Annotated in this window: 33 protein-coding genes; 12 read left to right on the top strand and 21 right to left on the bottom strand. The window is 44.0% G+C overall.

Annotated features, from left to right (window positions below):
• Positions 1-170: 170 nt before the first annotated feature.
• Positions 171-854 carry a Uma2 family endonuclease gene (locus MAE_RS08190; RefSeq protein ID WP_012265159.1) on the bottom strand — a complete coding sequence of 228 codons (684 nt, stop codon included), beginning with the start codon at positions 852-854 and terminating at the stop codon, positions 171-173.
• Between the two features lie 159 nt (positions 855-1,013).
• A complete protein-coding gene (locus tag MAE_RS08185) occupies positions 1,014-1,253 on the bottom strand; it encodes a hypothetical protein (RefSeq protein ID WP_002733166.1) in 240 nt (79 codons plus the stop codon).
• 126 nt (positions 1,254-1,379) lie between these two features.
• On the opposite strand from MAE_RS08185, the gene MAE_RS08180 reads away from it, so the two are divergent.
• A complete protein-coding gene (locus MAE_RS08180) occupies positions 1,380-1,646 on the top strand; it encodes a glutaredoxin family protein (RefSeq protein WP_002750529.1) in 267 nt (88 codons plus the stop codon).
• A gap of 68 nt (positions 1,647-1,714) precedes the next feature.
• Here MAE_RS08180 and MAE_RS33250 read toward each other — a convergent pair whose 3' ends face one another.
• The 3 genes from MAE_RS33250 to MAE_RS08170 are packed head-to-tail and all read right to left on the bottom strand — an operon-like array spanning position 1,715 to position 3,886.
• A complete protein-coding gene (locus MAE_RS33250) occupies positions 1,715-1,873 on the bottom strand; it encodes a hypothetical protein (RefSeq protein WP_158303503.1) in 159 nt (52 codons plus the stop codon).
• A gap of 3 nt (positions 1,874-1,876) precedes the next feature.
• Positions 1,877-3,058 (bottom strand): serine hydrolase, encoded by a 1,182-nt coding sequence (locus tag MAE_RS08175; RefSeq protein WP_012265156.1) that lies wholly within the window; start codon positions 3,056-3,058, stop codon positions 1,877-1,879.
• Positions 3,059-3,085: 27 nt separating this feature from the next.
• A complete protein-coding gene (locus MAE_RS08170) occupies positions 3,086-3,886 on the bottom strand; it encodes an RNA methyltransferase (RefSeq protein ID WP_002798295.1) in 801 nt (266 codons plus the stop codon).
• A gap of 36 nt (positions 3,887-3,922) precedes the next feature.
• Here MAE_RS08170 and MAE_RS28925 point away from each other — a divergent pair, with 36 nt between their 5' ends.
• From MAE_RS28925 to MAE_RS08155, 4 genes are all read left to right on the top strand, one after another.
• Positions 3,923-4,078, top strand: coding sequence for a DUF2256 domain-containing protein (locus MAE_RS28925; protein ID WP_002731581.1), 156 nt, complete (start codon positions 3,923-3,925; stop codon positions 4,076-4,078).
• 168 nt (positions 4,079-4,246) lie between these two features.
• A complete protein-coding gene (locus tag MAE_RS08165; protein WP_002798294.1) occupies positions 4,247-5,395 on the top strand; it encodes a glycosyltransferase family 4 protein in 1,149 nt (382 codons plus the stop codon).
• Positions 5,396-5,404: 9 nt separating this feature from the next.
• On the top strand, positions 5,405-6,739 hold the full coding sequence (locus MAE_RS08160; RefSeq protein WP_041803948.1) for a TrkH family potassium uptake protein: 1,335 nt from the start codon (positions 5,405-5,407) through the stop codon (positions 6,737-6,739).
• Positions 6,740-6,841: 102 nt separating this feature from the next.
• Positions 6,842-7,531, top strand: a complete 690-nt coding sequence (locus MAE_RS08155; protein WP_002798291.1) for a potassium channel family protein — start codon at positions 6,842-6,844, stop codon at positions 7,529-7,531.
• A gap of 105 nt (positions 7,532-7,636) precedes the next feature.
• Here MAE_RS08155 and MAE_RS08150 read toward each other — a convergent pair whose 3' ends face one another.
• From MAE_RS08150 to MAE_RS34025, 6 genes are all read right to left on the bottom strand, one after another.
• Positions 7,637-9,235, bottom strand: coding sequence for a SpoIID/LytB domain-containing protein (locus MAE_RS08150; RefSeq protein ID WP_012265154.1), 1,599 nt, complete (start codon positions 9,233-9,235; stop codon positions 7,637-7,639).
• A 189-nt stretch (positions 9,236-9,424) separates the two neighbouring features.
• Positions 9,425-10,474, bottom strand: coding sequence for a hypothetical protein (locus MAE_RS08145; protein ID WP_012265153.1), 1,050 nt, complete (start codon positions 10,472-10,474; stop codon positions 9,425-9,427).
• A gap of 146 nt (positions 10,475-10,620) precedes the next feature.
• Positions 10,621-12,627 carry a PP2C family protein-serine/threonine phosphatase gene (locus MAE_RS08140; protein ID WP_012265152.1) on the bottom strand — a complete coding sequence of 669 codons (2,007 nt, stop codon included), beginning with the start codon at positions 12,625-12,627 and terminating at the stop codon, positions 10,621-10,623.
• A gap of 348 nt (positions 12,628-12,975) precedes the next feature.
• Positions 12,976-13,431, bottom strand: a complete 456-nt coding sequence (locus tag MAE_RS08135; protein ID WP_012265151.1) for a GNAT family N-acetyltransferase — start codon at positions 13,429-13,431, stop codon at positions 12,976-12,978.
• Positions 13,424-13,588, bottom strand: coding sequence for a hypothetical protein (locus tag MAE_RS34030; protein ID WP_002760035.1), 165 nt, complete (start codon positions 13,586-13,588; stop codon positions 13,424-13,426). Before MAE_RS34030 ends, MAE_RS08135 begins: the two co-directional genes overlap by 8 nt.
• Positions 13,589-13,742: 154 nt before the next feature.
• A complete protein-coding gene (locus tag MAE_RS34025; RefSeq protein ID WP_002733724.1) occupies positions 13,743-13,904 on the bottom strand; it encodes an arginine synthesis PII-interacting regulator PirA in 162 nt (53 codons plus the stop codon).
• 134 nt (positions 13,905-14,038) lie between these two features.
• On the opposite strand from MAE_RS34025, the gene MAE_RS08130 reads away from it, so the two are divergent.
• Positions 14,039-14,833 (top strand): SAM hydrolase/SAM-dependent halogenase family protein, encoded by a 795-nt coding sequence (locus tag MAE_RS08130; protein WP_012265150.1) that lies wholly within the window; start codon positions 14,039-14,041, stop codon positions 14,831-14,833.
• Between the two features lie 906 nt (positions 14,834-15,739).
• Here MAE_RS08130 and MAE_RS35645 read toward each other — a convergent pair.
• From MAE_RS35645 to MAE_RS08120, 3 genes are all read right to left on the bottom strand, one after another.
• The gene (locus MAE_RS35645; protein WP_269453977.1) at positions 15,740-15,871 is read right to left on the bottom strand and encodes a hypothetical protein; all 132 of its coding nucleotides are present in this window, start codon (positions 15,869-15,871) and stop codon (positions 15,740-15,742) included.
• Positions 15,864-16,712: a carboxylating nicotinate-nucleotide diphosphorylase gene (nadC, locus tag MAE_RS08125; protein ID WP_012265149.1), complete on the bottom strand. Its 849-nt coding sequence runs from the start codon at positions 16,710-16,712 to the stop codon at positions 15,864-15,866. Before nadC ends, MAE_RS35645 begins: the two co-directional genes overlap by 8 nt.
• Positions 16,713-16,783: 71 nt before the next feature.
• The gene (locus tag MAE_RS08120; RefSeq protein ID WP_002797834.1) at positions 16,784-17,350 is read right to left on the bottom strand and encodes a Uma2 family endonuclease; all 567 of its coding nucleotides are present in this window, start codon (positions 17,348-17,350) and stop codon (positions 16,784-16,786) included.
• A gap of 161 nt (positions 17,351-17,511) precedes the next feature.
• On the opposite strand from MAE_RS08120, the gene MAE_RS08115 reads away from it, so the two are divergent.
• The 3 genes from MAE_RS08115 to MAE_RS08105 are packed head-to-tail and all read left to right on the top strand — an operon-like array spanning position 17,512 to position 19,410.
• Positions 17,512-17,979 (top strand): CBS domain-containing protein, encoded by a 468-nt coding sequence (locus tag MAE_RS08115; RefSeq protein ID WP_012265148.1) that lies wholly within the window; start codon positions 17,512-17,514, stop codon positions 17,977-17,979.
• 42 nt (positions 17,980-18,021) lie between these two features.
• On the top strand, positions 18,022-18,312 hold the full coding sequence (locus MAE_RS08110) for a hemolysin XhlA family protein (RefSeq protein ID WP_002760030.1): 291 nt from the start codon (positions 18,022-18,024) through the stop codon (positions 18,310-18,312).
• A gap of 54 nt (positions 18,313-18,366) precedes the next feature.
• Positions 18,367-19,410 (top strand): S66 peptidase family protein, encoded by a 1,044-nt coding sequence (locus tag MAE_RS08105; RefSeq protein WP_012265147.1) that lies wholly within the window; start codon positions 18,367-18,369, stop codon positions 19,408-19,410.
• A 105-nt stretch (positions 19,411-19,515) separates the two neighbouring features.
• Here the strand turns inward: MAE_RS08105 and MAE_RS33245 are convergent, their stop codons facing one another.
• Positions 19,516-19,713, bottom strand: coding sequence for a hypothetical protein (locus MAE_RS33245; RefSeq protein WP_012265146.1), 198 nt, complete (start codon positions 19,711-19,713; stop codon positions 19,516-19,518).
• A gap of 20 nt (positions 19,714-19,733) precedes the next feature.
• Between MAE_RS33245 and MAE_RS08100 the strand changes: the two genes are divergently transcribed.
• Positions 19,734-20,786 carry a phosphotransferase enzyme family protein gene (locus MAE_RS08100; RefSeq protein ID WP_012265145.1) on the top strand — a complete coding sequence of 351 codons (1,053 nt, stop codon included), beginning with the start codon at positions 19,734-19,736 and terminating at the stop codon, positions 20,784-20,786.
• A 342-nt stretch (positions 20,787-21,128) separates the two neighbouring features.
• Positions 21,129-21,509: a DUF7682 family zinc-binding protein gene (locus tag MAE_RS08095; RefSeq protein ID WP_002747647.1), complete on the top strand. Its 381-nt coding sequence runs from the start codon at positions 21,129-21,131 to the stop codon at positions 21,507-21,509.
• Positions 21,510-21,547: 38 nt separating this feature from the next.
• Here the strand turns inward: MAE_RS08095 and MAE_RS08090 are convergent, their stop codons facing one another.
• Both MAE_RS08090 and MAE_RS08085 read right to left on the bottom strand, forming a co-directional pair.
• Positions 21,548-22,015 carry a DUF29 domain-containing protein gene (locus tag MAE_RS08090; RefSeq protein WP_041803944.1) on the bottom strand — a complete coding sequence of 156 codons (468 nt, stop codon included), beginning with the start codon at positions 22,013-22,015 and terminating at the stop codon, positions 21,548-21,550.
• Positions 22,016-22,025: 10 nt separating this feature from the next.
• A complete protein-coding gene (locus tag MAE_RS08085) occupies positions 22,026-22,517 on the bottom strand; it encodes a DUF29 domain-containing protein (RefSeq protein ID WP_041803942.1) in 492 nt (163 codons plus the stop codon).
• A gap of 723 nt (positions 22,518-23,240) precedes the next feature.
• On the opposite strand from MAE_RS08085, the gene MAE_RS08080 reads away from it, so the two are divergent.
• Complete coding sequence (locus tag MAE_RS08080; protein ID WP_012265141.1) at positions 23,241-24,158, top strand: ROK family protein; 918 nt, start codon at positions 23,241-23,243, stop codon at positions 24,156-24,158.
• Position 24,159: 1 nt separating this feature from the next.
• Here the strand turns inward: MAE_RS08080 and MAE_RS08075 are convergent, their stop codons facing one another.
• From MAE_RS08075 to MAE_RS33240, 4 genes are all read right to left on the bottom strand, one after another.
• On the bottom strand, positions 24,160-24,762 hold the full coding sequence (locus tag MAE_RS08075; RefSeq protein ID WP_002760023.1) for a Crp/Fnr family transcriptional regulator: 603 nt from the start codon (positions 24,760-24,762) through the stop codon (positions 24,160-24,162).
• 230 nt (positions 24,763-24,992) lie between these two features.
• Complete coding sequence (locus MAE_RS08070) at positions 24,993-25,631, bottom strand: LON peptidase substrate-binding domain-containing protein (protein ID WP_002739408.1); 639 nt, start codon at positions 25,629-25,631, stop codon at positions 24,993-24,995.
• A gap of 4 nt (positions 25,632-25,635) precedes the next feature.
• Positions 25,636-25,809 (bottom strand): hypothetical protein, encoded by a 174-nt coding sequence (locus MAE_RS34835; protein WP_231859748.1) that lies wholly within the window; start codon positions 25,807-25,809, stop codon positions 25,636-25,638.
• Positions 25,746-25,895 carry a hypothetical protein gene (locus tag MAE_RS33240; RefSeq protein WP_158303502.1) on the bottom strand — a complete coding sequence of 50 codons (150 nt, stop codon included), beginning with the start codon at positions 25,893-25,895 and terminating at the stop codon, positions 25,746-25,748. Before MAE_RS33240 ends, MAE_RS34835 begins: the two co-directional genes overlap by 64 nt.
• Positions 25,896-26,097 lie beyond the last annotated feature (202 nt).

The following is a 26,097-nucleotide window of genomic DNA, read 5'->3' as shown; positions in this document are numbered from 1 at the left end:
CATTAATTATATTTGAAGATTGTTGCCCTTGGTCATTATTGTAACATCAGTGTGGAGATTTTGCCATGATTTCTAGGCTAGAATCAGAGTTTCGGATTACTCGTTTTAATGCCTAGCAATTAAGGAAAAATTGCGCCATGGTTTCCACCCTAACACCTCCAACAGGATATTTAAGCAATTTCATCGGGATTAATGCCCAATTCTCGCAGCTTTTGGGCTAATTTTTCCGCCCGTTGTTGTTCTCTTTCTTTGGCTAATCTTTCCTGTCGGGCCGACTCTTGAGGGGTGGGAACCAATTCACCTGATTCGGTGAAATAGCGCAATTTATTGGCAAAAATTCCTAAATATAATCCTAGTTGCTTACTCCATAAATAACCGTTTTCATTGGGGGTAATCGGTTGGTATTGTCCCTCGATTAAAGTGAATCCTTGCCATTCTAAAGTATTAGGATCAAACCAAAAATATTCAGGAGTCCGGAAAGTATGCTGATATAGTTCCTTTTTGGCTTTTCTGTCCACATTAGTGGTGGAATCGGAGAGAATTTCGATGATTAGATTGGGATATTTACCCCCTTCTCCCCAGACAACCCAACTTTTCCGGGGACGTTTCTCTGTATCTAAAACCACGAAAAAATCTGGGCCACAAAAATCTCGCTGTTTTAGTTGTCTTTCGTTATAATAAATAGTCAAATTGCCCGAGGCATAGTAATCGTTTCTATCTTGCCAGAGCCAATCAAGACAAGATAATAATAAAATAATTTGTTGTAAATGCAGATCACTTTCCAAGGGTGGTTCATCACTCCATAAATCGGTGGGAGGACAGACAATATCGGTAGCAATATCTAGGGTTGTCATCGTTTATAAACCCATTGAGTCAATTTGGGGTGATTCTAGCAACAAGCCACAATCAATACAATTATATTATAAGTCCGATCGTTTTGCTTGTATATAGGGTGTTAGGAGTCGGTTGGGGAAGTCAGAATATCATGACCTCAATCCCCTTGGTTGAAGGACTTATAAAAACCAGAAGAAAGCAACTAAAATAGCAGTGAGAGTGGCGGCAAAAATGAGAGCGTATTCAATTTTTTGATTGATAATACCAATAACCATGACTAGGGTAATTGCCAGAAGAAACACACCGATATAGACTAGATTTTGAGAACCTGAATTAACTAAATTATTATTTAAAGTCGGTGTGGGTGTGGGAGTTTGTAGAATTGTTGATGAGAGACTAATCGTGGAGGTAATGAACATAAGTAAGTAGTTATAATTAAATTGAAGATAGATTTTGCCTCTGATCCCCCCTGCCCCCCTTAATAAGGGGGGTGCCGATAGGTGGGGGGATCTGACAACTTTTAACACCTACCTACTTAAATATTTATGACTACCATAGAACTAATTTTATACAGTAAACCGGACTGTCATCTTTGCGAAGGGTTGCTAGAAAAACTAGAAAAAATCCGTCAACCGGAGTGGCAGTTAGAAATTAGGGACATTACCAGTCGAGAGGATTGGTTTAACGCTTATCAGTACGAAATCCCCGTCCTCTGTCAAAAACTGGCCACGGGGGAAAAAATCCTTCCTCGTCTTTCCCCCCGGGCAAATGCCGAACAATTGGCCCGTCTTTTAGCCAATAATTTAACCTAGGGGCTAATTAGGGTTTGCTTAATAAATCTAAAAACCTTGTTGGATAAGACTTTTAGACTTTTTTGACCTCAAAAAGTGCCAGCCATTGCGGGGATCGGGGGCAAAATTCCTGGACTTTTTCCCTGAAAATTAGGTAATTGACCACCTGAAAATGGGTAAAACCCCACACCCCACACCCCACACCCCACACCCCACACCCTACCCCCACGAAAAACTTTTTGCCGCAAACCCTAATTACCCGGACTAGGACTAAGGACCGGACTAGGAGAGGGAGAAGATTGGGCGACCGGTTGCGGTTTGGCTGCGGGTTGAGTTTGATACCATTTAAAGTGTTGGTAGGCCGTGCGCGATATTTGTTGAATCAGAGTCCTAGCGTTACTATCATTGTGGGGACGTTTCACCATCACTGCTCCTAGATAGCGTTTCCCGTTAGGCATATCAATAATCCCCGCATCCGCTAACATCGAGCCAATATCACCGGTTTTATGGGCAATATCGGCGGATTTCTCGATACCTTGCGGCAGCAGGGTGCGAGTGCGCGTTTCCTGCATAATATTCAATAGACGATCGCGGGAACGTAAACTGAGTAATTCCCCTTGATTAACTTTTCCTAAGATTGTCACCAAATCTCTCGGACTTGTGGTATTGGTTCCTTCCAAGTCAGGTAAAGCGTTATTAATTACCGTACTGGTCAAACCCCAAGCTTGAAAACGCTGATTAAGAGCCTCTTTGCCGCCCATACGCTTAATTAACATATTAGTAGCGGTATTATCGCTAATTACGTTCATTTTAGTGGCGGTTTCTAGGGCAGTATAGGTTTTATTCACTCCTAGATACTGCATATCCCCGGACCCACTGGCCAGGACATCCTTAGTGGCCACAAGGGGTTCATCGAGACGAATTTTTCCCGCATCCACATCCTCAAAAAAGGCGACCAGAATCGGGATTTTAATCGTACTAGCGGCGGCAAAAATAGTATCTCCGCGAAAATTAGCGTAAGCACCGTTATCGAGGTCAATAAATAAAGCTCCCGCCTGTAATTTCGGATATTTGACCGCTAAAGCCTGTAATTTCTGGTTGAGGCTGCTGAGATTTTCGTTGAAAACTAACGTGGTCGGTTTTGGGGTGACGGGTTTGGGAGTCGGGGAATTAGTAGCGGTGGGTTTTGGATGTAGGGGTAATTTGCTCGGATCCACCACCGTTAAAACCGTACCAGCGATCGCACCTAAACCGACACCAAGGATAGAGAAGCGAAGAACCTGAAGGAGAAAAGAAGCGATTAGGTTAGGTTTACGCTGTTTTTTTGCCCTTTTAACCGGTAAAGACTTTTTTTTGTTGTTTGAGTCCATGGACTTAGGGGACCCAGGGCCAGATTGGACTTTAGTAGGACGACGAGTTACTTGACGAGTCACGGTTTTCCTCAAGGGTATCCAGATTTATTATCGATCGCTAGGAGAATTTTTTTTCTTGCCCTTGAGACTATCAAGACCGAGAAAAAGTTGCCCGATACTTTCAATATGACCGATAATACCCCGCAGCAGGGCTAATTCCTCCACCGTGGGCCGGGCCCGATGATAAAATTGCCGGAATTTCTCCATCCTAGCGGCGGCGGTGTGGGGGTAAAGATAGCCAATTTTGAGCAAAAAGCTCTCCAAGTGCTGATAATAGCCTTCTAGAGCCTCAAAAGTGGCATTAGGGGGCGTTTCTAACGGGGGTTCGAGCCTATTTTCCGTCGCCCTTTGGTACAGTTCGTAGGAGCAAACCGCCACCGCTTGGGCGAGATTGAGGGAGGAATATTGAGGATTAGCGGGAATACCGACAAAACGCTGGGCGTGGTTCAGTTCGCTGTTACTTAAACCCCGGTCTTCTGGCCCGAAAATTAAGGCCGATTCTAGGTTAGGGGTGAGTAACCAGGGTAAAGCGGCCCGGGGTGTTTCGAGGGGAGTATTCAGGTGACGGGGTTTCGAGGTGGTGGCAATGATGCGATGACAACCCTGCAAAGCTTCCCCAAGGGTGGCTACCCGTGAACAGTTTTCTAGGACTTCAATCCCGTGTACTGCCATGCGTCGCGCTTCTTCTCCCAGGATATCACAGGCGGGATTGACGATAATTAAGCGACTTAAGCCCATATTCCGCATAATTCTGGCGGTGGAACCCACATTTAAGGCTCCTGCTGGTTCGACCAAAATAATTCTCAGGCGATCGAGTGGGGAACTCTGATTATTTTCATCTACACTCATAGATAAGGCGCAGTTTTTGACTTTTTAATTTTAATCATGGCACGTCAGCTCTCGAAGTCCGATCTTCCCAGTAAAATTTGTCCCGTTTGCGGTTTATCCTTTACTTGGCGCAAAAAGTGGCAAAACTGTTGGCATGAGGTCAAATACTGTTCAGAACGTTGTCGTCGTCGCAAGTCCTCGGCCAATCAGTAAAAAGCCGAGAATTTTAACTATCAAATAGGCACTCTTACAAAAGGCAATTTTTGGCTGAGGACTTAGATGGGTAATTAATTGTTTTAGGTACTCTATTAGCTTTTAATTTTACGGCTAATTTAGTAAGCTGATATTTGGCTAAATTAACTTTTTCTTAAGAGAATCTCAATGCACATTGCCTGGTTAGGAAAAAAATCTCCTTTTTGCGGTAACGTTACCTATGGGCGAGAAGTGACTAATTCCCTGCTCGATCGAGATTATCAAGTCAGTTTTCTGCATTTTTCTTCCGAAAAACCCACCGTAAGCGATTGGCCCGACTTTTACGACGAAATCACCCTGCCACGTCTCTATAGTTCCCAAGTCTATACTATTCCCACCCTGAAATCGAGTCGGGTTCTACAGGATAAGCTCAGGGAACTGAAACCCGATCTAGTTCATGCGTCCTTACCCCTGTCTCCCCTCGATTTTCTGCTACCGGAAATTTGTGAGTCTTTAGATTTGCCTCTGGTGGCGACTTTTCACCCGGCTTTTGATAGTAAAATTCGCAATCTCATCTCTAGTACCCAATTATTAACCTACCAACTACACGCCCCTTTTTTAGCTAATTACGATAAGGTAATTATTTTTTCCACCTCTCAACGGGATTTTTTAGTTAAATTGGGGGTTCCCGAAGAAAAATTAGCAATTATTCCCAATGGGGTTGATGTTAATAAGTATTGTCCAGGTCCCTCGAATATTAAAGCTCAATATAATGCCGATTGTTTATTTGTTTATCTCGGTCGGATCATGCCGGAGAAAAATGTAGAATCTTTATTGAAAGCTTGGAAAAAAACCAATTTAGGGAGTAGATGCAAACTGCTCATTGTTGGCGATGGTCCGTTAACTCCTTCCCTCAAACCTTTTTATGGAGAAGAAGATGGTATTATCTGGTTAGGTTTTATCGGCGATGAAAATAAACGAATTGAAATTTTGCGCGGGGTTGACTGCTTTATTTTACCCTCATTAGTGGAAGGTTTATCGATTTCCCTCTTAGAAGCGATGGCCTGCGGTGTTGCTTGTATGGCTACGGATGTGGGGGCCGATGGGGAAGTGTTAAAAGGTGCGGGAATAGTTCTAGATACTAAAGGACTAATTACCCAATTAAAAACTTTCTTGCCCGTATTACGAGAGCATCCTGAATTAACAACAATTTTAGGACAAAAAGCCCGTCAAAGAGTTTTAGACTCTTACACTCTCAGTAAAAATATTGATCGCTTACAGTTAGTTTATCAAGAAGTGTTAGCCAAAAAACAATCTTCTCTTAGCTACTTTCACTAAGGAATTTATATGACGATTGCCCGGACAATTTGCTTGGGATTTATTGCGGTAATTTTAGCGGGAACTTCCCTGTTGATGTTGCCTGTTTCTACCACTAGCGGCACTTGGAATGACCCAATTGTTGCCCTCTTTACCTCCACTTCTGCTGTCTGTGTCACGGGTTTAGCAGTAGTAGATACGGGTACTTATTTTTCTTTTTGGGGTCAATTATTTATTGCTTTATTAGTGCAAGTGGGGGGTTTGGGATATATGACCACTACCACTTTTTTAATGTTATTAGTTGGGCGAAAATTTGACCTGAGACAGAAGTTAGCGATTCAAGAATCCTTTGATCGACCTTTCCTACAAGGTAGTCAAAGTTTAATGAAATCAGTGATTGCTACTACTCTAGTTTTTGAGTTAACAGCAACTTTGGTTATGTTAACTGTCTTCGCCCAAAAGTATGATTTTAGATATGCGGTGTGGTTATCTTTATTCCATAGTATTAGTGCTTGGAATAATGCGGGTTTTGGCTTGTTTAAAGATAACTTAATGTCCTATCAGTCTTCAATTATTATTAACTTATCTATCACAGGATTGATCATTTTTGGAGGTATCGGTTATCAGGTAATTATCGAGTTTTACACTTGGTTTATTTACCGCTTTCAATATAAACGAAAAGGCTTTGTTTTTTCTCTTAACTATAAAGTTGCTATCAGTACAACTATATTTTTATTAGTGATGGGAACATTGGCTTTTTTATTTACTGAACAGGGAAATGGTGACACTTTGGCTAATTTATCAATTAAAGATAAATTGCTGGCTGCTTGGTTCCAATCGGTAACATCGAGAACAGCAGGATTTAATACTATTGATATCGGTAAAATTTCCGTAGAAGGTTTATCAATTACCATGGCTCTCATGTTTATAGGAGCCAGTCCTAGCGGTACAGGCGGCGGTATTAAAACCACAACCTTTAGGATTTTATATAACTGTACCCGCTCGGTTTTAAGAGGTCGTGAAGAAGTGACTCTCTATCAAAGACGCATTCCCACGCCGTTAATTTTAAAGTCAATGGCGGTGGTTTTTGGTTCGGTTATAGCGATTATTATCTCCACCCTAGCCATCTCATTTGTGGAGACAGATTTTCAAATGATTCAGCTGTTTTTTGAGGTAGTTTCTGCCTTTGGAACTGTCGGCCTATCTATGGGTATAACTGCCGCTTTATCACCGATTTCTAAGTTAATTATTGTTTTTATGATGTATTTGGGACGGGTGGGAGTTATACTTTTAATAGCGGCTATTATCGGCGATCCGAAACCAACAGTTATTAATTACCCCGAAGAAAACCTTTTAGTGGGATAATTAATATCAGTTATCAGTTATCAGTTATCAGTTATCAGTTTCTCCTGTCTCCTCACTCATTGACACTAGCATTTTAAATGCGTAACAGTTTAACTTAAAATTATGCAATCAATTAAATTTTTTAGTAGTATGCGTCCCCAAAATCGTCAATTTGCCGTCATCGGATTAGGCAGATTTGGGCGCGCCGTCTGTGAAACCTTACGCAAACAAGGTTATCAAGTGGTAGCGACAGATATTGACGAAGGATTAGTAGCACAAGCGTTATCCGATCGAATAGTAGATAATGCGATCGAGCTTGATTCTACCAAACCTAACGCCCTGCGAGAAGCGGGAATTTTTGAAACCGATACGGTGATTGTCGCTATTGGTAAATACGTGGAAGAAAGTATCATTACTACTCTCAATTGTAAGGAAGCAGGGGTTAATTTTGTCGCCGCTAAAGCCTCCACAGAAATCCATGGAAAATTACTCAAAAAAGTTGGTGCAGATTTAGTAGTTTTTCCCGAATACGATGCCGGTTGTGAGTTAGCGCACCGTTTAACTAGACCATCAATTTTAGAACGATTTGATCTCGATCCCGAACATAGTATTGTCGAGTTAAAAGTCCCGGAAGCTTTTCACGGTAAAACCCTAGCAGAGTTAGAAATTCGTAATCGTTATGGGTTAAATATTGTCGCTGTCGGTAATGCGGAAAAATTCAAGATTAACCCCAATCCCCAAGAAAGATTATACAAGGATTTAGCCATGGTGGTGATTGGTTCTAACCGAGATATTCAGCGTTTACCGATGTAAATTTTAGTCAAATAGATGAAGGCGATTTTTTAGCCGTCAGCAGTCAGCTTTTTTCTCCTGATATCCCTGTTCACTGATAACTGATGACTGATAACTGATAACTGCTTAATTTCCTCGCCAAAAGACAATCGAATTATTGAGAGGTTGAATGGTGGTGCCGGGATAATAGAAAGCGAGAATTTGTTCGGGAGACCAACCCAAACGGGCTAAATTATAGGAACCAAATTGACTTAATCCCACCCCGTGGCCAAAACCGCCACCAATAAAGTTATAACCCTGGATCTGTCGATTGGTATCGTAGATAGGATCGATGTAGAATAGGGTACTGCGAGGCGGTCCCAAAGCACTACGCACCTCATTTTTATGCAGTTCCAAAATCCCCTTATCGGTTTGAATAGTCATAGTCAGAATCCGACCGGAAGGAGAGCGCTTAGTCACTTCCATCCATTGGATTTTCTGGAAATGGGCGAGGGGATGTTTTCTGCGTTTTAGATAGGTTTCTAGGTCTTGACTCAAATCAGCTAAAGAAGCTTGTTTTTGCCAGCGAAAAACCCGTCGGCCCGTCTCATTAAAACCATCTTTAAGATTAATAAACTGGCGAAAAGTTGTCTCATTAGCGAGAGATTGTTTCGAGAGATCCCAGACTCGATTGGGGGAGTCCACCACTGCCCGGAGATAAGGTCTTTCCTCCCCATCCCAAACATCACTAAAGAGAGCAGTTATTCCGCCGGTGGTAGAGGAATAAAGGGCATCCACTAACTCATTTTGGTAGGTTAAAACCAGGCCTCGCGTGGCTGCGATCGCTTGATCAGCCCGGGGATTAGTTCCCGTCAATCCATAATAAACTTGACAATGGGTATCGGCACAGAGTTCGTAATTATCGGCTTGAAAACGGCGGAGATTGCGGAGGGCGTAGGTGCGGGCGATAATAGTTTGCGCCCGGGTGGCACTTTCCGGGGCATCATGACCGATTTCGTGGGGTACAACCCCACGCAGGTAGGTTTCGAGGGGAACGTTATTAACTAGGGTAAAAGTGCCGTAGGCGTTGGGCTGTAGGCGCATGGTTCCCCCGTACAAACGTACCTGATCGGGGCTATGGGTGACTTGAATCAGGTTTTTTTGGCTCTCGATTTCTAATTCTTTGGGAAAATAGCGCACCCCGTTGATCTGGAAAGAAACTTGCGGCTTTTCTTTGAGTAAAACACTATTAATATAGGGTTGATTGTGGCCTTTGGTTTGCAAACTGGTCAGCAACCAACGTCGCACTAGGGGATTTTCATAAACTTCTCGCTTTGCCCAGACCTGCCAGCGTCCGGGTTGGGTAATTTCCACTTTAATGCCCATTTTTGCCCAATTTTTGGCACTATTTTCGGCGGTTTCAAAGGTGGCGTGGTCGCTCAAAATGACTTTTTCTTGGAGGATGGGAGAAGCGAGGGGACGGGGAATAACTTCTAATTGTAGGCGATTGGTTTGCAGGGTTTGGGATTGGCCATCTTCTCCCACCACCCGCAGGGTGAGATGATCACCACTGGTACTGCCCAGGGTTAATTTTTCCTTGGCTTCATCGCCAAAACGTTGGACAATGCCCACTCTCAGAAGGACATCCTTGGCTATAGCGGCAGGAATTAGGGTTAAACTGAGCAAGATCGCCGCAGTTATGGAACCGATGCTAATTATTGGTTTTTTTTCCTTGATTTTTAGCATAAAGTCAAGTATCTGTTAATAAGTTTTCATAAAAGTTGAGGATAATCAGAGATTATAGCAGCAAGCCGTTAGGGGAATGGGGGAATAGGGTAATGGGGGGGATAGGGGAATTTCCACTAAAACCCTAAAACCCTAAAACCCCAACACCCTCAAACCCCAACACCCAACACGCAACCACCAACAAAGCATCTAACTTCCCCCATCGCTGATAATGCGTAAACGTACCATTTTCTGGCCACCTTCATCCAGTTCTACTTCGATCACTTCACTGGTTAAACTTTCCAAACAGGTTAACATCGATCGCAGATGGGGATTACTTGCTCCCGTATCCACATAGAGGCGATCGGACAAACTACCTAAACGTTTCCAAGTAGTATAAAGTTTAGCTACGGCCTGCTCTAATTGTGTGGCTTGTTTAACCAGATCCGCCGCCGTATTTAGACAATCAACGCGCAAAGCTTCTTCTAGAGCCATTTCGATATCTAAATTACCCCGTCGGAGAGTTTGTACTTGGGCCGCCGCATCGAGATATTTGGCTAAGCTGCGTGCTTCCGAGGTGATTAATTTTACCGTGTCCACATCGGGATTAGCGGCGATTTCTTGACGGAGAGTGTCGATATGAGTATCGGGTAACTTTTCTAATTCTTTCACTAAGGGAGCGAGATGACGCGCCGGTAAACTGCCGTCGCTGGCTTTTTCTTTCACTTCATCGGGTAGTAAATCTGAACTCATCGCTGTCCATTCATCGGCCAATTGCTTCACCTCCCGACGGGTAATTCTCTCCCCTTGTCGGGCTGCATCACTGACTAATTTTTGAATTTCGGGGGCAGATTTGGCCGTTTCTACGAAGGCGCGTTTACTAAAATTATTGATACTATCGGGATCCAGTTGTCCTTCCGCCAGGAGAGTATCGGCACTATTAGCCAATTGAATCAGAGCATAAGCTTGACTTTTAGTGATTTCTCGCTGTTTTAACCAGTTTAAAAAGCCTGTACCGCGACTATCACCGCCTTGCTTTTCCCGGTCGCGAATAGCTCGCAAAATTCGCCCCCGCCAGATTTCCGTTTGCAAATCAAAGCGATCGCAAACTTGCCAAAAAGAATCCAGTTGCTGCTGAAAGTCATGATCTTGGATGGTTTCATCTTCGGGATCCGGCAGTTGAAAGTTAAACTCTAGAGGCGTTTCAAAGGCATCAATGATCGCGGAGGTGTCGGAGGAGAATGTCGCAGCATCAACCATATATGATAGACTCGGCAGTTAATCGGGCATTTTATCTTAACTCGCTCTGGCAACCCCCGACAAGCCGATTAATCATCAGGTAAAACCCCACACCCCACACCCCACACCCCACACCCTGTCCCCACGAACAACTTTTTCATCAAACCCTAGTTAGGAGAAGCATTGGGGGGAGTGGGACTGGTGACAGGTGCGGAAGGTGTCGTCCCGGTCGTGGGACTGGTGACAGGTGCGGAAGGTGTCGTCCCGGTCGTGGGACTCGGACTGGTGACAGGTGCGGGAGAAATCGATGGATTGGAAGCGGGATGACGACTCAGGAATTGCCAAGCGATCGCAGCCAGCAAACCGAGAACACCGACAGCGATCGCTACTACGACTAGGGGTGAAACCCTAGTGAGCGCGGGGGGAGAAGTACGACTAGAAACCGAAGAAGATGCAGGGGGGGGAGTGGGTATTGCTGTCACCACTTCTTCTCCGGGGTAGGTGTCCCCGCTGTGATCAAAATCTTGGTCATTAAGATCGGGAATAATCCGTTCTTTGGCCTCAGCATAAACTAAAGGCGTGACAGGTTCAGCCGCAGGAACTACCCGACAATAAACTAGGGCGATGGTGGAGTTATCGTGACCGTTTTTCTGGTTAGCTAGTTGTAATAAACTTTCCCCCACGGCGGTTACATTTTTCTCTCCTCGCAAAAGAGGCACAATTTCACTGTCCCAGTATTGTTCTACCCGATCGTAATCACTTAAACCATCGGAACAGAGGAGAAAAACACAATCTTGATCAATAATCAACCTCTGAACGGTGGGATGGAGATTATTGGCGCTACTCATGCCCAAAGCTTGCACCAAGACCCCCGCGTTGGGATACTGTATGGCATCACGATAGAGGAGATAGCCTAATTTCACTTCCCTGGAAGCGAGATCGTCATCCACCGTCACTTGATGACAACTGTGGGCAGTAATCCAATAGATGCGGGAATCCCCCACATGGGCCGCGTACATTTCCTGGGCCTGGGCAAAAGCCATAACTAGAGTCGTACCCATGCGCTGACGATCTTGTCTTGACTCCTGATCATTGCGTTGACTGATCAGATCATTGATGACACGAATCGCCTGTTCGAGGACAAGACTGTGACTATCGGGATAGACTTCCATATCAGTGGTGGCACTGCGATTAATTTCCCTAGGCAGGGTTTCGATCGCCAATTGAGCAGCGATTTCGCCCCCTTCCTGACCGCCGATGCCATCACAGACAATCGCCAGGGGATTTTGACCATGAGCGAGGGTTATGGCCTGATTAGTCGGGGGATAACAGGCATCCTCGTTGTGTTCCCGCATCAGACCGGTATCAGTGCAGGTAAAAATCTCATAGGTGCGTTCTTGACCTCCACCGTAGTGCTGTAGTGCATAATCGAGGATAGCGATCAGGGATTCCGGGCGATCGAGATCACCGGATTCTAGCTCTTGGGTCAGGGATACGAGAAAATCTTGAATATTAGCGGCTGCCGTCGGGATCAGACCGGTCCAGAAAGCTCCTAAATCTTTTAAATTGGGAGCGGTGGCCTCATCTTTGCTTAATTCTAGCAATTGCAGCAGCTGATTATTCACTCTCGTCAGAAAAGGGTTAAGCAGACTAGAAACCAGAGCTTTTTTCTGGAGGGGATGCCAGAGTTTGGCCATTTGCCATAACCAGTGAATTTGTCTTAAATCGGAAGCTTGCGACCAAACCTCGGCTAGAGTGGGCAATAGTTCTGGATATATTAATTCTCCCGTTTGATCGAGGGGAATAGTGCCGTACTCCAACAGCCAGATGTCCATATTTAGGGGTTCATCGGGACTGGGAATATAGCCATAGACTTGGGGAATGTGGAGATGGAAGGGTAACAATTTTAGGTAGAGGGAAATCCAGCTAGGAGGTTCGTCCGGTGCTTGGGGTGCTTGAGCGGGTTTAGTATCAAGAACAATTTGTGGTTGTTTGACCAAATAACGATTATCAATTAGCTCGCCAACATGATAATAGGTTCTCACCCAATCACCCATCATCCATAAATAGCGCTTAACTAAAGGAGTACCGCATTTTTCACAGAATCTATTAGTAAGAGCGTTCGGGGATAGACAGGTTAGGTTTTGACATTGGAGGGTTGTCACGGAATCCATGAAAACTGCTGACTCCTAAAGCGCGGTTAGTATAGGTTAATAAAATAGCGTGTTTTTATCCACGATGACTGCCAGTGTATTGCAGTGTTTCCCAAATTTTACCCTTTGTGGCTCGATCAGGAATAATTAATGCTGACAGTGCCATCTCTATAGGTATGTCTGGGGTTGGGGAAGTGGGAATTATAAATTATAAATTATGAATTGGGGAGATGGGGAAGCGGGGAAGTGGGAATTATGAATTATGAATTGGGGGGGTGGGGAAGTGGGGAAGTGGGGAAATTGAACTAAAACCCCAAAACCCTATCACCCCAAAACCCTATCACCCTATCTCCTGTCTCCTGACAGTTTTTAAATATTTTTCAACATCAGCAAAGAGCGAGTTTGAAAGCCGAGATTTTGGTAGAGATTGAGAGCATTGTCGTTATTGATGAAGACTTGTAAACCGATGCGGGTTTGTCCGCGACTTTTTGCCCAATCCTTAGCTCGATCGATTAGTGCGCTGGCGATACCTTGGCGACGATGCTGGGGATCGACATAAATTAGAAAAATATGACCATAGCGATCGCCTGTCACCTGATCGACGGCGCTCCCCATCCAGAGACAAGCGATCGCCGTTTGTTGTCCTTCGACGATCCACAGGGGAGTATCAAGGCCAAAAAACTGTCTGACTGTATCAGCTAGATGGGAGAGGTTTTTTTGTTCGGGAAAAAATTCTTCATAGGTGCGGGTGAGAAAATTAATGAGTAGATAGCGATCACCCATTTTTCCCAGTCGCAGCCGATAATCTTCGGGAAGGTTAGCCATGCCAAGGATAAGAGAAAATTATGCCCAGGGATGGCTCGATCGGAGCGGGTGCCGCTAAATCTGCCGGTAAAAAAATCCGGATGCCGGTGGCAACCAGAGCAACTAAAAACACGAAGATAGTCAGGAGCGGAGCGATATATTGCCGAAAAAAAGCCATAATTATTTGATCTCTAAACTGCTGTTCCTTCTATTTTAAGGATTGCCAGTGGAGATATCAGCAATTTTTTTAAAAAAATTCGCCCAAAAAAAAGTGATCGGCATACCGATCACTAGAAACCGACAACTAGACTTTGACTAAACACCGATTAAATCTAACGAAGGTGCAAATAGGCCGCCTCTGCTTCCAATTGACGCACTAGAGCCTCATTTCCCTGCGCTCTAGCTACTTCCAGTCGGTGTTGTAAATTTCTACGGAGTGTTTCCCTATGGGCCACGGTGGCCTGTGTTAGGACTTGCTGACGATTTTTGTTCATGGTGGACAGACTTTTGAGCGACTTAACTTACCTTATATCTAAATCATAACATTCTCCTTAGGAAACTGTATCTTTAGCTACTGAATTTAGCGTTAAGATTTATTAAAGCTGTTGGCAACCTTAGTGACAAGTCAATGACGGAACAGGCACTGATAACCCTTACTAGCGATTTTGGACTACGAGACGGTTATGTGGGCATTATCAAGGGAGTAATCGCGGGAATTGCCCCCCATGCTCGCACGATCGATCTGAATCATCAAATTTCGCCCCAAGACCTTTACGCTGGTCGTTTTATTCTCCTGAATGCCTATCAATACTTTCCCCAAGGCACTATTCATCTGGCAGTTATAGATCCGGGGGTAGGAAGCAAAAGACGCGGGGTAGGGATTCGTTTTGCCGGTGGTTATTTAGTCGGGCCAGATAATGGTTTATTTAGTGGCATTTTAAGCCAATATACCGCTATATCTGCCGTTAATCTCAATAATTCTTCCTATTGGCGCACCCCTAACCCTAGCACTACTTTTCATGGTCGTGATATTTTTGCTCCTGTGGCCGCTTATTTGTCCCGGGGAGTACCCCTAGAAATGTTAGGTGAGATTATTGATCCCGATAGCTTGCAACAATTAGCGATCGCTGTTCCGCAAATCGAGGAAGATAAAATCAGGGGTCAAATTCAATATATTGACATTTTCGGCAATTTAATCAGCAATATTCCCGATTATCTCCTAGAGGGAAAAAATTGGTCGGTGCAGTTGGGGCCAAAAATTATCCCCGCAAAAAACACCTACAGTGATGTTCCTTGGGGGGAAATAGTCGCTTTTATCGGTAGTCACGGGGGGTTAGAAATTGCCGTCAATAGTGGTAGCGCCCAAAAGCAATTACACCTAAATATTGGCGATGCGATCGAGGTTAGAATAGATAGGAGATAGGAGATAGGAGTCAGGAGACTCCGAGATAGGAGTTAGGAGTCAGGAGATAGGAGTCAGGAGATAGGAGTCAGGAGACTCCGAGATAGGAGTCAGGAGTCAGGAGTCAGGAGATAGGAGATTATTTCTATTTATTCTTCCCACACCCGTTACAGTAGAGCAGGAAGTCGCCTTCCCACCCCCTGCTTCAAAACCGGACTTACGACTTTCGCCGTATCCGGCTCCTGAGTAACTAGGCTACTGTCATTAGTAGAATAATAATGGGAATTATTATTTCCTTGTCTATTCAACCCTCTTGGCTGTATCCCCACCAGACAAGATTGTTGGTTTTAGGGCGTATATGACCGTTGATTGTTGCTTAGACTTCCTAGTTACCCGTCCTTTGTCAGCATATCTTTGATATTACTCAAAGCCTTGGCTTTTAAGGACATCCTCTCCCTCTATTGACTTGCGGATGGTTTCCTACTGCCCCGAACGGGCAGAGTCAATCAGGGTTACTTCGTTCCCTATAACCATTGGTTGAACCCTTAGGATGATACTGTCCACAACAGAGTAACGGGAATGCCTTACTGATAGTGGTATGAGCTATCAGCCCCAACTCTGTTAACTTTTGTTTCGAGCCTGTCAGCCTTTTGGCTCGTGGGTGTTGACGATGGTTAATTCGTATCTTCGCCCCAGGGCTATCCATAGGTTCTGGCTCAACGGGTTTCTGATTTAGGCTATCAGATACCGCTTTTTTTTTCCTCGCTCACTACCTCAGATGTACCAAGTCTAAAGCAGCAGGAAATGCCGTCACTCTAGGCATCTAGAGGACAGGACTAAGGTTATTACTAACCCGCACCTGTAGGGTTATAAAGTTATCAAGGTACTACATTTACCAAGCGGCTAATCCTCTAAACGTCTTACTGTCTAGTTTCTAGCCAACGAATCGCACCACACCCTACACCCTACACCCCACACCCCACACCCCACACCCCACACCCTACATCCCACACCCCACACCCCACACCCTACTGATAACTGATATAGCTTTTTAATCAATTCTCATACTAATATCTAACCAAGTAGAACGGGTAATCGGGGCGCTAGTGGAAATATAATCTACTCCTGTTTCGGCAACGTTGCGAATGCGATCGAGGGTAATATTTCCCGATGCTTCTATTTTGGTTTTACTATTAAAATTGCGGATCATCTCCACGGCAGTTTGCATCATCTCTAAATCCATATTATCTAACATAATGATCTCTACCTGCTGCTGCAGGGCCTGATTCACTTCTTCTAATTGGCTGGTTTCTACCTCAATTGTGAGAGGATAGGGCATATTTTGCCGTACACGACGCACTGCTTCCTCAATGCTGCCGGCTGCTTGAATATGATTATCTTTAATCATAATTGCATCATCTAACCCCAAACGATGGTTAATAGCGCCACCGATACCGGAGGCATATTTTTCTAAAATTCGCAATCCGGGGGTAGTTTTGCGAGTATCCACCAATCTTGTCGATAAATCGGCAATTTTCTGCACATACTGACGAGTGGCACTAGCAATCCCACTCAAGCGCATGGCAAGATTTAAAGCGACTCTTTCCCCGATTAACAGCGCATCGAGGGAACCTTCTATCTCAGCAATAACTTTAGACTTGGGGCAGAATTCCCCCTCGGCAACGGTGGGGGTAAAGTGAATAGTGGGGTTAAGCAGTTGAAAAACTCGTTCAGCTACGGGTAAACCGGCAATAACTCCCGCTTCTTTGGCAATCCAACTAGCTTGACCGATTTTAGCATGACCGAAGAAAATTGCTTGGGTGGTGCGATCGCCTCTACCGAGATCTTCTCGTAACCAGTTTTCTAACAAGGGATCAAGAACTAATAGGGGCGGTAACATAGAATTTATCGAAACAATCGGGACGTATTTATTTTAAGTCTAGGAATGTTTGACCTTTTTGTAAACTTTCTTTAATCGAAACTTATCCCTTCATAGAGTAACTCGATCGCACAGTGAAAATCGAGACTAGATAGAATAATTTCTTCCCCTTGACTATAAGCGCAGTAAAACCAAATTTTATCTTCACCGCGACGATAAACCTCGACACTGATCGATTCAGGATCGACTAAAACGTATTCTTGTAAACTAGGAATCTGACGATAATATTGTAACTTTTTAGTGCGATCATAGTTTCCTGTGCTAGGGGAAAGCACTTCAATAATCACTTGTGGATGTTGAATAAAATTACGAGATTCTCTATCCCTAAAATCGCAACTAATCACCAAATCGGGATAAAAATAACGACTATTATTAGCTTGTACCTTGGCATCAGATACATTGACTCGACAGCCTCGCGGACGGAGATGAGAATATAAAGTTCTGTAAAAATTTAGGGTAATATCATTATGAGGCAGACTACCCCCAGTCATGGCGATAATTTCCCCATCAATATATTCATGGCGACATTCCTGTGTAGCTTCCCATTCTAGATACTCTTCCGGGGTCATTCTTTCTGGGTATTGAGGTTGAGCGATCATTTTTCTTTTTCCTTGTCAACTAACTAAATTAATATCCCATTTCCTTTTTATCTTATACCATTTTCTCGCCCGAAGATTTAAGAATAGTTATAATTAAGCGGTGACTGATTACCCTAATGATAAGATGGAGACAGAAAGCATTATTATCGCAGGTCGCTAAGATGACGAAAACAGTTGCCGATATCATGACTCCCAATCCCATCACCGTCACCGCTAACACTTCTCTGTCTGAAGCAGTGAAGATTTTGGCCGAAAAGCGGTTTAGTGGTTTACCCGTGGTGGATGACAATATGCGACTGATTGGGGTTATCTCCGAAACTGACCTTATGTGGCAGGAAACGGGAGTAGAAGCTCCTCCTTACATTATGCTCCTCGATAGTGTCATCTATCTACAAAATCCTAGCCGTCACGAGAAATTACTCCATAAAGCTCTCGGTCAAACCGTGGGGGAAGTAATGACCGATAAACCTATTAGTATCACAGCCGATCGCCCTTTGAAAGAAGCGGCCTCGTTAATGTATGATCGTCATGTGCGTCGTTTACCGGTGATTGAGGAAGAAACCCACAAAGTAATTGGTATTATCACTCGCGGCGATATCATTCGCGATATGGCAAAATCGGAAGCATAATGGCTTTTCTAGGGCAACAATTAACTAAAAGGTCTTGAACAAATGAATCAATCTCAGGAAACGGTTACTTATTCCCTAGAAACTATCTTGACGCGGATGGAGGGAAAAATCGATTCGTTACAAAAAGATGTGACGGATTTAAAGGTAGGACAAGCGGTGTTAACGGGAAAAGTTGAGGGAATAGAAAATCGACTAAACTCATTAGAAGGAAACCAAAAATATCAGGTTTGGGCATTAATTGTCCTCTTAGCTGGGGCAATTGTGAAAACTTTTTTTTTCCCTCGATCCCCCCTTAATCCCCCCTTAATAAGGGGGGCATCTGATAATTTTTAACGCCTACCTACTTAAATTCTTATTTCCCTGGCAATTTCTCTAAAAACTATCAGAATGAAGCGCCGTCAATTTTTCATTAATTCCGCTCTAACTGCTGTTAGTTTTTCCCTAATTACCAGAAAAGTTATTAGCAATAATTTTCCTCTAATTAAACCGCCACATCTACAACCGGGGGACGGAGTGGGTATTATTAGTCCGGCGGGGGCAACTTTTAAAGAAGATGATTTGAATATAGTTATTGAAGCAGTTAAAGCTTTAAAATTAGTCCCAAAAGTTGGTCAACACGCTTTAGATCGTTATGGTTATCTAGCCGGTAAAGATAGGGAGCGAGCCGCGGATATAAATCAATTTTTTGCCGATGATAATATTGCCTTAATTTTACCAATTCGCGGCGGTTGGGGAAGCGCTCGTTTATTACCTTATCTCGACTACGATTTAATTGGCCGTCATCCGAAAATTATCTGTGGTTTTAGTGATATAACTTCTTTATTATTAGCTATTTATGCCAAAACTGGTTTAGTTACTTTCCATGCTCCCAATGGCTTTTCTAGTTGGCGCACCGCTCAAACTGAAAGCTTTCGACAGGTTTTATTTTCCGGGGAAAAGTTGACTTTTAGAAATATTCCCGATCCCGATGATGCCAATCGTTTAATGCGGGTAAAAAATCGGATTCAAACTATTACTAAAGGTCAAGCAAAAGGTAAATTAATCGGTGGTAATTTAACCACTTTAGCCTCGATCGCAGGTTCTCCCTATCTACCAGATTTTACCAGTGCTATCCTATTTTTAGAAGATATTGGTGAAGATATTTATGAAATAGATCGCCTGTTAAATCAATTAAAATTAGCAGGAATTCTCGATAATTTAGCTGGGTTTATCTTCGGTCAATGTAGCAATTGTAGCGCCGATAGTGACTATGGTTCCCTGACTTTAGAAGAAGTGATCCGAGAATATATCCAACCCTTAAAAATTCCCGCTTGTTTAGGTTTGATGATCGGACATTTGGAGATTATCGAGACTCTAGCTATTGGTATTGCAGTAGAATTTGATGCTAATCGGGGAACAATTACTATGTTAGAATCGGCGGTTAGTAAGTAGATGTTAAAGCATCAAAAACTGTTCCGGCGTTGCCACTCAAAGACTTTTTCAGCAGCTCCTATATTAATTTTTGGGGTACTGATAAGTAGTTGGACAAAAGTAAAGTTAACTGTGGGGTAAGGAGTCAGTCCCGATGAAAAAATTTTCACCCCCACAGATGAAAGAGGTTTCTTTCCCTACACCCCACACCCCACACCCTACACCCTCTTTCAAGTCAGAGGAATGTAGCGAAATATACGGAGCGATCGAACCAATTTGTAATATATGTGGGCTATAAAATAGGATGATGCGAGCGTTGTCCATACTTGCATCGGGAGGGAACCGTGACGACTTTTCTGGCTTCGCTCAATATACTGCCTTCTAGTTCTCCCGCTGCCAATTTTCGGACTGGAGAATGGACTTTTCCCACACTCTACTCCACTCTGGCTCCTGCTGCCCTAGCAGATTTGGTTTTTTCTCGTTACGAGATTGATGTACCGAAAAATTGTCAATTTTGGCATCGGGGTTTAAGTGATGTGTATCTCCTCGAAACCCTGAAAACTCCCTACATTTTGCGCGTATCTCACTGCCATTGGCGCAGCAAAATGGAAATAGACTTCGAGTTAGAATTATTAGATTATCTCGATCGCTCTCAGGTTCCCGTCGCTGCGCCAATTCGCACCAAAAACGGTAATTTATCCGTAGAAATTAAGGCTCCGGAAGGGAAACGTTACGCCGTCCTTTTTCCCTATGCTCCTGGAGGAATTGCTATTGGGGACATAGATATAGAACAAGCCTATCATTTAGGGGCGATCGTGGCTAATTTACATCGGGTGACAGCAGATTTTCAACCCCTAGCCTATCGTCATCCCCTCAACCTCAAATATCTTCTCGACGATTCCCTGCAAATTATCGCACCTTTTCTGCACCAACGACCGAGCGACCTAGACTGTGTTTTAGAAACCATTGGGGAAATAGAGGAAGAAACCGCTAAATTACCGACAGAATCTCCCTATTGGAGCATTTGTTGGGGCGATCCTCATAGTGGTAATGTGCATATCACCCCTGATAATCAGATGACCCTATTTGATTTCGATCAGTGCGGTTATGGTTGGCGAGTTTTTGATATCGCTAAATTTCTGCAAGTTTCCCTACAATCCGGCTTAAATCGCCAGGTTCGCCATGGTTTCATCCAAGGCTACGATGAAACAGTGCCTTTAACCGATGGTGAATTATCTTGTCTTCAGTATCTCACCCAAGCGGCCTATATTTGGTCTTGGTCAATTAGCTTAAATAACCTGCGTTTAACCGATTATAGTCGTCTGTGCGCCAATTATTTTAGCAGCCGTTTGGCCATTCTCAAACGTTTAAGAACCCAAGAATGGGAATTATTCTAAGCAGCCTTGATCCTGCTGGTGAGCAAATTTCCTGGGGGTAGGTTGTGGGGTGTGGGGTTTTACCTAATTTTCAGGGAAAAATTACCTGAATTTTCCCCCTGATCACTCCAATGACCGGCACTTTTTGATGGCCAAAAAGTCTAAAAGTCTTATCCAAAAAGCCGGCCCCAACTAACCAAGATCAACTTTCTTGCTGGTCAATGGCCAAACGAGGGATCGATCCCTGTATGCTGGTAAGTATAGATAATCACTAGGTAAAGACTTTCTTCTCCATCTGCCAAAAGTGAAGCAAGCTTTACCGCTTTTGAATACTCTCTCACAGCCTCACAGACAGATGGTATTATGTCCAGAAGAAAGAAGAAGTTTCCCTGTGGTCACAAGGGTTATGGCCAAGTCTGCCATCATTGCGCTCAACTAGATGCCGCGTGGGAAGAAAGAAAACGTCAAAAAAATGCTTGGGAAGCCACTTTTTCGCAAGATCCGATCGATCTGCGGGAATTACCGAAAAATGTGGTACTTAAAGCTAGGGAAATCCTGCAAGGATTGCAAAATCACCGCAATTATCGAGATTTCCACGGTAAACGATTGCGACACGATCGCTTTATTATCAGTATCCCCGTTACCCGCAATTATCGCCTCATCTGTCGCGACCACGGCAATCTCCTCGTCCCGGAAGCGGTCATCTCTCACGAAGATTATAACGTCTGTAAACCGGGTAGGTGAAGCTAATCTTTAGTTTGCTTGGGAAGATTTATCGCTGTTTATGTCTCCCGAAAATCCGGCAGCCAATTTTGATCGAGAATCTCCTCTAGACTAGCTAACAATTCCACAGGGAAAATACTGGCATCTAATTGGGTGATATCAATAATTATCTCCCGAGCATCGCTGTAACATTCCTCAAGTATCTCGGATAAATAGGGTTTGAGACTGGGACTATCTCTCAGTATTTTCTTGATTTGTTTCCGAAAGGTTCTAATTTCCCCTTTCCATGCTGCTTGATTATAATCTCGTTGGGATTGCCAGTAAGTTAACTTCAGTAAATGTTCTAAAAGTCGAGTTAATAAACTTTCTAATGCTCGTCGATTATTTTTACCCAAATCTGCCAACTCCTCTAATAAATTCGGCCAATCTACTGCTTGAAAATCCCCTTGACGCAATTGGTTGATAGTGGACTCTAACCAAAGTTGATAATCGCTATCGTAGAGATTTGAAATGGTAATATTCATCATTTTTTACTCCTTAATTGCACTTTTCAGAATCATTGCCGATAGCTTCCCAATCCGGCAGCCAATTTTCAGCGAGAATCTCCTCTAGACTAGCTAACACTTCCAGAGGGAAAATACTGGCATCTAATTCGGTTTCGTCAATAAGCAGATTGCGAGCATCGAGATAACATTCCGGCAAAATTTCCCTTAAATAGGACTTTAAACTGGGACTATCTTTGAGAATTTTTTTGATCTGAATACGAAAATTGCGAATTTCTTTTTTCCATCCAGCTTGATTATAATCCCGTTGGGATTGCCAGTAAGTTAACTTCAGTAAATGTTCTAAAAGTCGAGTTAATAAACTTTCTAATGCTCGTCGTTCACTTTTTCCCAAATCTGCCAACTCCTCTAATAAATTCGGCCAATCTACCGCTTGAAAATCCCCTTGACGCAATTGGTTGATAGTGGACTCTAACCAAAGTTGATAATCGCTATCGTAGAGATTTGGGATGGTAATATTCATCATTTTAAGTAGCTGGTTATAATTAAATTAAAAATGGATTTTAGGTTCGATCCCCCCTGCCCCCCTTGATAAGGGGGGTGCCGATAGGCGGGGGGAGCTACCCTTGATAAGGGGGGTGCCGATAGGCAGGCGGGGGGAGCTACCCTTGATAAGGGGGGTGCCGATCCCCCCTTAATCCCCCCTTAATAAGGGGGGCATCTGATAATTTTTAACGCCTACCTACTTAAAAATGGGTAAAAATCAGGGCTCTTCGGTAATTGTTATGCAATGGACGGGGGTTATAAGGGATGGAACCCTTATATAGAAAGGCATTTAGCGATTTTTGTCAATTATTTTTGATCTAGAGCGAACTAATCAATTAAGTCTCTTACCAGATAAGGATTTAGTCGATTTATGACCCCCTATCGAACCATACCAAGTAACGAAGAACCAAAATCAGGAGTTAAGCTGCCGGTGTCCAAAGTATAGGAGAAATTTGGGGCTAATCAATCAGCTAGTTTTGCCGGTTTAGCCGAATTATCCTCTCGATCACATCTAACTGCGAAAAAAACCGCCAAAAAGAGTGATAATAAACCTAAGTGGGTGGGTGGAATTAAATATAAGATGAACGTAGGTTGGGTTGAAGCATGAAACCCAACCTACGATTATGTTACGCTACCGCTAACCCATCCTACAAATAATTATGCCTCCCTACTTAGCTATTCCCAGAGTAACAAGAAAAGCCCGATGGTGAAAACAGTAATAGGTGTCGATTTAGGTGGAACTGCGATTAAAATTGGTAAATTTGACCAAGAGGGCAATTGTCTCGAATCTCTCACCTTGCCCACTCCCCAACCCGCTACACCCAAAGAAGTCGCCCTTACCATACATCAAGGCATTTGTCAAGTAAATTTAGATAAAAGTTGTCAAGCCATCGGTGTGGGAACGCCGGGGCCGGCGGATGCTCAGGGAAGAATTGCCAAAATAGCGATTAATTTGGCAGGATGGCGGGATATTCCCCTCGCCGATTGGTTAGAAGAAAGTACGGGAATGCCGACAATTTTAGCCAATGATGCCAATTGTGCCGGTTTGGGGGAAGCTTGGTTAGGAGCGGGCAAACGGTTTCAAAACTTGATCCTGTTGACCTTGGGGACGGGAGTAGGAGGGGCAATTATCCTCGATGGTAACTTATTTGTGGGCAGCAAGGGAACAGCCGCAGAATTAGGCTTAATAACCCTCAATTTTGACGGTCCATTGTGCAATAGCGGTAATCGGGGTTCCTTGGAACAATACGTCTCCCGGCAAGCTATTCGCCGGATGACCGGCAAAGAACCGAAGCAATTGGCAGAATTGGCCGAAAAAGGCGATCGAGAGGCTTTAGAATTCTGGCAGCGTTACGGCTGTTTACTGGGGGCTGGTATCGCCAGTTTACTCTATGTTCTCACTCCAGAGGCGGTAATTATCGGCGGCGGCATTAGCGCCAGTGCTAAGTTTTTCTTTCCCTCTCTGCTCACAGAAATCGAAGGACGGGTGTTACCTAGTTCCAGAGAAGGATTAGAGGTATTAACGGCCGAGTTAGGTAATCGCGCTGGGATGGTGGGGGCCGCTAAATTAGCTTGGCAATTATTGGACCTCCGCAAGGAGTCTATTATGGGGGGGGACTGACTTAATCGTGAATAATTAAGTGGCGATCGCAATCGCTGCTCACGGCTCCCTGACGCTGAAATTCGCCTAACAAACGCGTCACCGTTACCCTTGTAGTACCGATAGCATTGGCGAGATTTTGATGGGTTAAACGGATCTTTAAACGACTGCCTTGGGCGATTGGTTCTCCCATTTCCCGCTTTAATAACTGTAGTAACTGCTGGAGACGTTCCTCCACTCGTTTGAGTCCTGCGATCGCAAGAAGCGATTCCGTTTGTTGTTGACGACGGATCATTTGATTTAACATCATCCTAGTTAATTCCGCCGAATTTTCTACTTCGGCGATCGTGTACCATTTTAGGTACAGTTCCGACAAGGCTCTGGCGTGATAGGATTCTAGATGGGTCAAATTTAAGCCAAAAAAGTGGGATGAATGGGCCCAGCCTAGTAAAATTTCCTCTCCACTCTCAGATACTTGACTTAGTTGCGCCATACCCCGATAAACTTGCCAGACTCCATCAACCACCAGAGGAATATTTTCCCCGCGATCATAAAAATGGAGCCGACGACTCTCGCTATAGTCTTCTCGGAAGGGTGAGACGCTGGGATTATAGGTCAGCAACATGATCAAAGTTCTCCTGGGTGAGGGGCTAACAATTTTAACCCCACTTTACTGTATCAAGGTAAACATTAGGTAATCCCCAGATTAACAGTTATCAGTTATCAGTGGGTCAGTCATCAGTGGGTCAGTCATCAGTTTTCAGATGTGAGTTATCAGTTCACTGATTACTGTTTACTGTTCACTGAAATAAGACGGCCACTGCCATCTCCCGAAGCTGAAAAACCTAAAGATCATTAATTTAAAGCATCTTTAAGAGCCGTGCGAGCGGCCAGATGATTGCGAGTCGAGGTGAGAATTTCCGATTCTCGTTGCAGACGACTGACTGTATCGAGCATTTCTAATAAAGCTTGTTGTTCCCCGGCCACACCGTAGAGATTACCCGCCACCCAGTAGGATAATTCCAGGGGAAGACTAGGCAAATCGTCGGGGAGTTCAATTTTCTGAGCGGTTAATTTGGCTGAGAGATGAACCACATCCCGCAGCAGTCGATCCACTTCTTTGGCCAGAGGTCGCAGATCTTGGGTGGTGGGGACATCTTCAATCCACTCCACTAAACCGACACGATAGGGTTTTTCCCGGACGTATTCTAGGACACGGAAGCGCTGTTGACCGATGGTGAGAATTTTTAACCGGTCGTCCGGGAGACGTTGACAACGGACAACTTCGGCACAACTGCCGACTTTAGCGATTTCTCCCGTGGCTGGATCTACCATTAAGACCCCAAAACGGCGATCTTCTTCCAATATCGTATTCATCATAATCCGATAGCGAAACTCGAAGATGTGCAGGGGCAGAGGACGACCCGGGAATAAAACAACTTCGGGTAGGGGAAAGAGAGGTAATTCTCTAACGGCAATGGAAGAAGTGGCCATAGGTTTAGTAAAAAAAAACCGATCTTTTCTTATTTTTACACAATACCCCCTGAACCGCTAGGTAAGGGCAAGAGACTCCGAGCCAGTATTCAGGAGTCGGGAGATTGCCTTTATTTATTCTCCCCACACCCCACACCCCACACCCCACACCCCACACCCCACACCCCAGACCCCACACCCCCCCTCAATGCACCCCACACCCCACACCCCAGACCCCACACCCCCCCTCAATGCACTTACTGCATGATATAAATCCTTAAACACGATGGTTAACGGATTTCTGTTACAGACAATACAAAATTACCCAAGTTAAAACGAATTAAATAACAGATAGAGACTAGGTAAGTTACTAAATTTTTGCTAATGACGACGGTATTTTAAATAATACTTATTGTTAAATCCCGATTTCTTCATTTCTAACCCGCACCAACTAGAACAATTGCACCCAGAGACCAGTAAGGAGATA

The organism is Microcystis aeruginosa NIES-843, assembly GCF_000010625.1.
GTDB lineage: Bacteria > Cyanobacteriota > Cyanobacteriia > Cyanobacteriales > Microcystaceae > Microcystis > Microcystis aeruginosa.
The sequence above is the reverse complement of the archived record's forward strand: the minus strand, read 5'-3'. Positions and strand labels throughout refer to the sequence as shown.

What these genes read in the sequence shown, in the direction of transcription:
- MAE_RS08075 (WP_002760023.1), bottom strand. Translation starts at nt 24,762, where the DNA reads ATGTTGCTGACCTATAATCCCAGCGTCTCACCCTTCCGAGAAGACTAT.
- MAE_RS08185 (WP_002733166.1), bottom strand. Translation starts at nt 1,253, where the DNA reads ATGTTCATTACCTCCACGATTAGTCTCTCATCAACAATTCTACAAACT.
- MAE_RS08070 (WP_002739408.1), bottom strand. Translation starts at nt 25,631, where the DNA reads ATGGCCACTTCTTCCATTGCCGTTAGAGAATTACCTCTCTTTCCCCTA.
- MAE_RS08110 (WP_002760030.1), top strand. Translation starts at nt 18,022, where the DNA reads ATGAATCAATCTCAGGAAACGGTTACTTATTCCCTAGAAACTATCTTG.
- MAE_RS08145 (WP_012265153.1), bottom strand. Translation starts at nt 10,474, where the DNA reads ATGGTTGATGCTGCGACATTCTCCTCCGACACCTCCGCGATCATTGAT.
- MAE_RS08120 (WP_002797834.1), bottom strand. Translation starts at nt 17,350, where the DNA reads ATGATCGCTCAACCTCAATACCCAGAAAGAATGACCCCGGAAGAGTAT.
- MAE_RS08135 (WP_012265151.1), bottom strand. Translation starts at nt 13,431, where the DNA reads ATGGCTAACCTTCCCGAAGATTATCGGCTGCGACTGGGAAAAATGGGT.
- MAE_RS34025 (WP_002733724.1), bottom strand. Translation starts at nt 13,904, where the DNA reads ATGAACAAAAATCGTCAGCAAGTCCTAACACAGGCCACCGTGGCCCAT.
- MAE_RS08180 (WP_002750529.1), top strand. Translation starts at nt 1,380, where the DNA reads ATGACTACCATAGAACTAATTTTATACAGTAAACCGGACTGTCATCTT.
- MAE_RS08090 (WP_041803944.1), bottom strand. Translation starts at nt 22,015, where the DNA reads ATGATGAATATTACCATTTCAAATCTCTACGATAGCGATTATCAACTT.
- MAE_RS08085 (WP_041803942.1), bottom strand. Translation starts at nt 22,517, where the DNA reads ATGATGAATATTACCATCCCAAATCTCTACGATAGCGATTATCAACTT.
- MAE_RS08095 (WP_002747647.1), top strand. Translation starts at nt 21,129, where the DNA reads ATGTCCAGAAGAAAGAAGAAGTTTCCCTGTGGTCACAAGGGTTATGGC.
- MAE_RS33245 (WP_012265146.1), bottom strand. Translation starts at nt 19,713, where the DNA reads ATGGACAACGCTCGCATCATCCTATTTTATAGCCCACATATATTACAA.
- MAE_RS08115 (WP_012265148.1), top strand. Translation starts at nt 17,512, where the DNA reads ATGACGAAAACAGTTGCCGATATCATGACTCCCAATCCCATCACCGTC.
- MAE_RS08130 (WP_012265150.1), top strand. Translation starts at nt 14,039, where the DNA reads ATGACGGAACAGGCACTGATAACCCTTACTAGCGATTTTGGACTACGA.
- MAE_RS08160 (WP_041803948.1), top strand. Translation starts at nt 5,405, where the DNA reads ATGACGATTGCCCGGACAATTTGCTTGGGATTTATTGCGGTAATTTTA.
- MAE_RS08150 (WP_012265154.1), bottom strand. Translation starts at nt 9,235, where the DNA reads ATGCTAAAAATCAAGGAAAAAAAACCAATAATTAGCATCGGTTCCATA.
- MAE_RS08170 (WP_002798295.1), bottom strand. Translation starts at nt 3,886, where the DNA reads ATGAGTGTAGATGAAAATAATCAGAGTTCCCCACTCGATCGCCTGAGA.
- MAE_RS08165 (WP_002798294.1), top strand. Translation starts at nt 4,247, where the DNA reads ATGCACATTGCCTGGTTAGGAAAAAAATCTCCTTTTTGCGGTAACGTT.
- MAE_RS08155 (WP_002798291.1), top strand. Translation starts at nt 6,842, where the DNA reads ATGCAATCAATTAAATTTTTTAGTAGTATGCGTCCCCAAAATCGTCAA.
- MAE_RS28925 (WP_002731581.1), top strand. Translation starts at nt 3,923, where the DNA reads ATGGCACGTCAGCTCTCGAAGTCCGATCTTCCCAGTAAAATTTGTCCC.
- MAE_RS34030 (WP_002760035.1), bottom strand. Translation starts at nt 13,588, where the DNA reads ATGGCTTTTTTTCGGCAATATATCGCTCCGCTCCTGACTATCTTCGTG.
- MAE_RS08140 (WP_012265152.1), bottom strand. Translation starts at nt 12,627, where the DNA reads ATGGATTCCGTGACAACCCTCCAATGTCAAAACCTAACCTGTCTATCC.
- MAE_RS08190 (WP_012265159.1), bottom strand. Translation starts at nt 854, where the DNA reads ATGACAACCCTAGATATTGCTACCGATATTGTCTGTCCTCCCACCGAT.
- MAE_RS08080 (WP_012265141.1), top strand. Translation starts at nt 23,241, where the DNA reads ATGGTGAAAACAGTAATAGGTGTCGATTTAGGTGGAACTGCGATTAAA.
- MAE_RS08105 (WP_012265147.1), top strand. Translation starts at nt 18,367, where the DNA reads ATGAAGCGCCGTCAATTTTTCATTAATTCCGCTCTAACTGCTGTTAGT.
- nadC (WP_012265149.1), bottom strand. Translation starts at nt 16,712, where the DNA reads ATGTTACCGCCCCTATTAGTTCTTGATCCCTTGTTAGAAAACTGGTTA.